Here is a 5,380-nt window from a genome sequence, read left to right on the forward strand (position 1 = left end):
ACGCCGCCTCAGGCGCAGCAGGTGCTGTCACAGGCGAAGCCCTCGCTCAAATCATCATCAAAGAGAAATACGACGGCAAAACATCCGACCAGCTCACCACCGCAGAGAAAGAAGACATCCGAGCCATTTCAACACTCGCAGCAACCCTCGTCGGTGGGATTTCAGGTGGCAGCTTTGAAGATGCCGTTACTGCGGGAGCGGCGGGGTATAATGCGGTGGTGAATAATAAACTTTCCGAGCTTGATATTCCGGGATTCATTCAAAAACTCGTTGGTAATCGAATGAAATGTGAAAGTGGGCAGCTTTCTGATAGTGCTTGCGCCATGTTGCAATCTACGGCGGAACGTCAATTTAAAGAAAACAATTGTTCGACAAATGCAGAATCGTATCTTTGTTCGTCATTATCCAGAGAGATTAAGGCCTTAGACGAAGCCACAATGAACTATCAGCTTTCTAACAGGATGCAACTCACTTGGCTACAAAGAACAAACCCCATTCGCTATGAGGCAGTCAAGGAAGTCATTGACCAAGGCGCAGTTATTTATCCGCCTTTGAGAATGATTTCTGGTGGCTTAACTATAGGGGAGATTGTCGTTGATGTGGTTGCAAAACATGATTTTCGTTCTGCTACAAAAGAGTTCGCTATTTCAATGATATCAGAGGCTATGGTAAGGAGAGTGCCTATGTTGAATACTCTTCCTACCAATCAAAGAGATAGTGCTCAAGAGGGTATTAAATATATAGCTGGTAAATTATATGATCAAGGATTTGGAAAATGAAATTAATCAGCGATAGCAATCTTAAAATTCTTTTAATTGTTTTTGTGGTAACTGAAACAGTTATTGTTTTGTTTAATGCAAAATTAATTAGTGCAGTTGTATTAGCAATGTTGCTTTGTTGTATTTTTAGCATACATAGTATCATTAAATATTTTAGAAGAGATTTATATTATTCTTCATCCCTTATCAATTTGAGTGCACCGCCTAATGAAAGGGAAAATAGGTTTTGGCTGTTTTTTGTTGATTTTACGTTCTCTGGTGTGATTGTTCCTATTGGAATAATTTTGCACGTTATTGGCATCAATCCATTTAAAAATTTTACAGCTTGGTTTTGAGTGCGGTAGGGTGCAATAAGCAAAGCGCATTGCATCGTATGTTTTGAAAGGGTTTCGTGAATCATTTGCTGACTTTGATATTTCAAAAAGCCTCTGTGGGTTTTGTCCCACAGGGGCTTTTTGCATTTAAAGAAAAGCAGACCTTCGCCAACGCCAATCAAGCCTATGGCAACGCCAACGGCAGCAGCACCAGCTACACCGAAACCCAAGTCACCGCCACAGACAAACTCACGCTCAATGCGGGACGGGACATGAACCTCATCGGTGCGCAGGCGCGTGGTGAGACCGTTGAGGCCGATGTTGGGCGCAACTTCACCATCACCAGCTTGCAGGACACNTGGGTTTGACGTCAATGTTAAAGGCCACACGCAGCTCAATGGCGCGGTGATTTCGAGTACGGCACCCGCCGAATTCAACCGGCTCACCACAGGCAGCTTGGGCTACACCAACATCGAGAACCAAGCCGAATTCAGTGCGAACAGCAGCGGGGCGACCATCGGCGCTGGTAACCTGACCAATGTCGCCATCAATCTGGCCGCCAGCCAAATCCCCGCAGCGCTCAATCAAAATGATTCAGCAGCCAGCACCACCGTCTCAGCAGTCAGTCCTGCCACCATCACGGTCGGAGGCCAAACCGTTGAGCCAGTCGGCTTGTCTCGCGACCCAGCCAATGCCACCAATGCGCTCAACCCGATATTTGACCTACAAGAAGTACAGGACAACTTCGCCATGAGCAGTGTGGTGTCTGACATCGGTGCACTCACGTTCAACATCATCTCGACCGAAATCCAACGCCCCGCAGCTGAGGCGCGGGACAAAGCCCTTGCCGCAGCAGAACAAGCAGCCATGGGAGACATCGAAAAGAACCACCCAGAACTGTACACACAAATCACCACCGGCAGCACCAAAGGGGACACCGAGGCCATTCTCGGCTATTTGGAAACTCAAGCCAAAGAAAGTCCCGCCTATCTCTCCGCCATCGCTGCCTTAGGTGAAAACCCCACCGAAAGCCAAAAGCAAGCGGTGTTTGAATACCACGCCACACAAGGCACGTTCGGCGCGTACTTCCAAGCCAACCAAGCCTACATCGACGGCCAAAAAGACTTCGCACCGGGTGGCAAATACAACATGGCCTCCCAAGCCATCACAGGCCTACTCGCCAGTGCCGCAGGCGGCAATCTGCAACAAGGCATCGCCAACGCCGCCGCGCCACTGCTCGCCAGCCAAGTCGGTGACTACTTCGACCGCCAACCCGACACCGAAGCGAACAACGCCGCGCGTCTCCTCACCCACGCTGCCGTCGGAGCCGCCGTCGCCTACCTATCAGGCAACGACGCTGCCTCAGGCGCAGCAGGTGCTGTCACGGGTGAAGCCCTCGCTCAAATCATCATCAAAGAGAAATACGATGGCAAAACATCCGACCAACTCACCACCGCAGAGAAAGAAGACATCCGAGCCATCTCAACACTCGCAGCAACACTTGTCGGTGGAATTACAGGTGGGAGCTTTGAAGATGCCGTTACTGCGGGGGCGGCGGGGTATAATGCGGTGGTGAATAATGGACTTACTACCCTTGATAAGGTTTTAAACAACGACCTCAAAGATTTTACAGAGGAAGAAAGGGAAGCAATTAATCAAGGTTGCATACCTTTTGGGGGGAGCGGAAGCCCTATGTTTTGTGCTGGTTTTGGTGGTATAACTAAGGTTCTACAAGTAAGATTTTTGAGCTTGGTTAAAACAGATAGCTACTTATTAAAACAAGCAAAATCTCTATCGCAAAAAGAAAGTGCTGGTATCAATAAAATGCTTGAACAAATAGCTAAAGGAAATATGAACCCAGGCATAGGAACTAAAGTTTTTGATGGTATTACAGAGTTTAGGCATGTTGATGGAGGTCGAATTTATGGTGCTTTTAAAGATGGTGTTTTCCAAATTTTTGGTTATTCTGGCAAAGCAAATCAACCAGGTGTCATTGATAGAATCAAAAAACTATTTTTTTAAGGAATAAAATGCAATTATTCGGAACAAATTTTGTTATTGAAATTTGGCACAACTTAGATGAAGAAAAAGATGGGGATATAGATTTTCATTTAACGTATGGTGGCAATAAATTTTTTGGCACGGCCATTACTTTAAAAGCTATTAGTCGAATTTTAGAGAATCATAGTGCTAGTGGCGAGTCTGCGAATGGGTTGTATTTTTTAACCAATGATATGATAATTCTCAAAGAAATAACATCTGAAACTTTGATTTCTGCTCTGTCTGATATCATCAAGGAAGAAGGCCGATTGGATAGCATTTTTACAAGAATTGATGTTGTTTCATCCTAATAAGACAGTAATTGATTTGCAAGCTATGTGCTTGAAAACACTAAACTGATCTGCCCTCGAATAGACGGCCCCCCTTTTAACTGTCGTGTCCGTACCGTGTCTTTACGTTCTTAGTCTTCAAATGTCGTGATTTTTGAAGATTTTTAGGTTTAAATTGGCTCAGCCAAGGCTGGGCGAGCCATAATTGGCTGATTAAATTGTTCTTTTACAAGTTGGTTTTGAGTCCATTTTGGTGTTTTGCGCGTGCTTATGCGCCGTTGGTTCGGACAACGCTTGTTTGATTGAGCAGGTGCTGTCACGGGTGAAGCCCTCGCTCAAATCATCATCAACACCAGATACGACGGCAAAACATCCGACCAGCTCACCACCGCAGATAAAGAAGACATCCGAGCCATCTCAACACTCGCCGCAACCCTCGTCGGTGGAATTACAGGTGGGAGCTTTGAAGATGCCGTCACAGCTGGGGCGGCGGGGTATAATGCGGTGGTGAATAATGAAATGCACCTCGGCTTTAAGTCACCATCAGACAGATATAAAGAAGCTTTATATGCTGGTGATGTCGCAGCAATGGAGAAACTTCAGAAAGAATTCCCAGGCGTATTTACCAGTGCAGAAAAGAACATGAGTGATTTAAGACAAGCAGAGTTAAATCAGGCAGGTATTGAACGCTTTATTAATGAAAAATGTGGGGGGCTGAGCAATACACAGTGTCAAACTGCCATCTCGAATTGGCTGACTCAAGGTGATCAAAGAGCGCTGGCAATTTTTGGTGGCACATTGGCCTTGGGCGGACCAAGTGCTATTAGAGCTTTGATATCTGCCTATAAAGCTGGGAAAGAGGTGTGGGACACGAAATATTTTGGCCGAAATGAACCTTTTGGCTCGAAAGATCCTATGGTAAATAACACTGCAAATAGGTTGAATAATGAAATTCCGGGAGCTGTTAGTGGTGTAGGGGTAAGAATCTCAGGGGCAGGAAGAACTTCCGATGCCGATGTCATGCTTACAAATGGGGTAATGATTGAAGTTAAAAGTGGTGGAGGCACGGGTATTAACAGCCAGGTTGCTAAACAAGCGGAGATTATGGGAGGAAAAGATAAGATAATTGTTTATGCCCCAGACATTGGCGGTGCCGCACAAAGACAATTAATTTCCAATGGTTATAAGGTATTTCGTAATATGGAAGATTTAATTAAATATATCAAGCAAATATTTTAGGAGCTGTTATGGAAAGTTTTGTATTATCAGTTGATCGAAGTTTTAAAATTAAGAAAGAGAAACTAGAACTTGGATTACGCTCAATCGGTTACCATTTTGATTATTGGGAATCAGATGATAATTTTTTAATTCGTGGTGATTACAAATATTCTGATGGATATATTGAGGCATTTGGAATTAATAACGAAGAGAACATTTCTATCTTGAAAATTGAGTATTCTGATTTAGATCAAAAAGATATTGATATGATGAAAATCGATGATCAAAATTATAAATTTTATTCTTTTAGGTATAGAAATGGTACAGGGTTTCCTTTTGTAAAAATTTTTCTATTTTTACTGGGTTGTGATATTAAAAAGACATTTATTGATGACAATCATGGCTCTATTACGACGTTATATGATTTTTTATATAATGATGAAGAGCGGTAGGGTGCAATAAGCGAAGCGCATTGCATCGTATGTTTTGAAAGGGTTTCGTGAATCATTTGCTGACTTTGATATTTCAAAAAGCCTCTGTGGGTTTTGTCCCACAGGGGCTTTTTGCATTTAAAGAAAAGCAGACCTTCGCCAACGCCAATCGAGCCTATGGCGTAAGCGTCAGGGGCAGCCATCTTGAAAGAGTCCAAATGACGTGAGATATTGTGCGCTCTAAAAATCAAAGGAGCGTACATTGAAGCCAGTGCATCAGAACCCGACTCGCGGGATGCCCAAAGACA

Annotated in this window: 8 protein-coding genes and 1 pseudogene; 8 read left to right on the forward strand and 1 reads right to left on the reverse strand. The window is 44.2% G+C overall.

The window, feature by feature from the left end; translation table 11 throughout:
• From IE082_RS10805 to IE082_RS10835, 8 genes and pseudogenes are all read left to right on the forward strand, one after another.
• Positions 1-779: VENN motif pre-toxin domain-containing protein (locus tag IE082_RS10805; RefSeq protein WP_189493923.1), on the forward strand; the 779-nt coding region annotated here is incomplete at its 5' end.
• The gene (locus tag IE082_RS10810) at positions 776-1,114 is read left to right on the forward strand and encodes a hypothetical protein (RefSeq protein WP_189493924.1); all 339 of its coding nucleotides are present in this window, start codon (positions 776-778) and stop codon (positions 1,112-1,114) included. The genes IE082_RS10805 and IE082_RS10810, both read left to right, overlap by 4 nt.
• Positions 1,115-1,209: 95 nt before the next feature.
• On the forward strand, positions 1,210-1,461 hold the full coding sequence (locus IE082_RS10815) for a hemagglutinin repeat-containing protein (protein WP_444542697.1): 252 nt from the start codon (positions 1,210-1,212) through the stop codon (positions 1,459-1,461).
• Positions 1,462-2,242: 781 nt separating this feature from the next.
• Positions 2,243-3,115, forward strand: a complete 873-nt coding sequence (locus IE082_RS11530; RefSeq protein WP_444542698.1) for a VENN motif pre-toxin domain-containing protein — start codon at positions 2,243-2,245, stop codon at positions 3,113-3,115.
• 8 nt (positions 3,116-3,123) lie between these two features.
• Positions 3,124-3,444: a hypothetical protein gene (locus IE082_RS10825; RefSeq protein WP_189493927.1), complete on the forward strand. Its 321-nt coding sequence runs from the start codon at positions 3,124-3,126 to the stop codon at positions 3,442-3,444.
• 324 nt (positions 3,445-3,768) lie between these two features.
• Positions 3,769-3,927: pseudogene (locus IE082_RS11510) on the forward strand (VENN motif pre-toxin domain-containing protein); the annotation flags it as partial.
• Positions 3,928-3,930: 3 nt separating this feature from the next.
• Positions 3,931-4,662 carry a hypothetical protein gene (locus IE082_RS10830; RefSeq protein WP_229809833.1) on the forward strand — a complete coding sequence of 244 codons (732 nt, stop codon included), beginning with the start codon at positions 3,931-3,933 and terminating at the stop codon, positions 4,660-4,662.
• A gap of 8 nt (positions 4,663-4,670) precedes the next feature.
• Entirely contained in the window at positions 4,671-5,093 is a 423-nt protein-coding gene (locus tag IE082_RS10835) for a hypothetical protein (RefSeq protein ID WP_189493928.1), read from the forward strand.
• On the opposite strand, the gene IE082_RS11310 is transcribed toward IE082_RS10835, so the two are convergent.
• Positions 5,039-5,380, reverse strand: a 342-nt coding sequence (locus tag IE082_RS11310; protein ID WP_229809834.1) for a hypothetical protein, incomplete at its 5' end; no start/stop codon positions are given. The two genes, IE082_RS10835 and IE082_RS11310, sit on opposite strands and share 55 nt — an antisense overlap.

The organism is Formosimonas limnophila (assembly GCF_014652675.1).
Classification (GTDB): Bacteria; Pseudomonadota; Gammaproteobacteria; order Burkholderiales; family Burkholderiaceae; genus Hydromonas; species Hydromonas limnophila.

Bases quoted from the DNA above. Each gene is read 5' to 3' on its own strand.
- IE082_RS10810 (WP_189493924.1), top strand. From the start codon at position 776: ATGAAATTAATCAGCGATAGCAATCTTAAAATTCTTTTAATTGTTTTT.
- IE082_RS11530 (WP_444542698.1), top strand. From the start codon at position 2,243: ATGGCCTCCCAAGCCATCACAGGCCTACTCGCCAGTGCCGCAGGCGGC.
- IE082_RS10825 (WP_189493927.1), top strand. From the start codon at position 3,124: ATGCAATTATTCGGAACAAATTTTGTTATTGAAATTTGGCACAACTTA.
- IE082_RS10835 (WP_189493928.1), top strand. From the start codon at position 4,671: ATGGAAAGTTTTGTATTATCAGTTGATCGAAGTTTTAAAATTAAGAAA.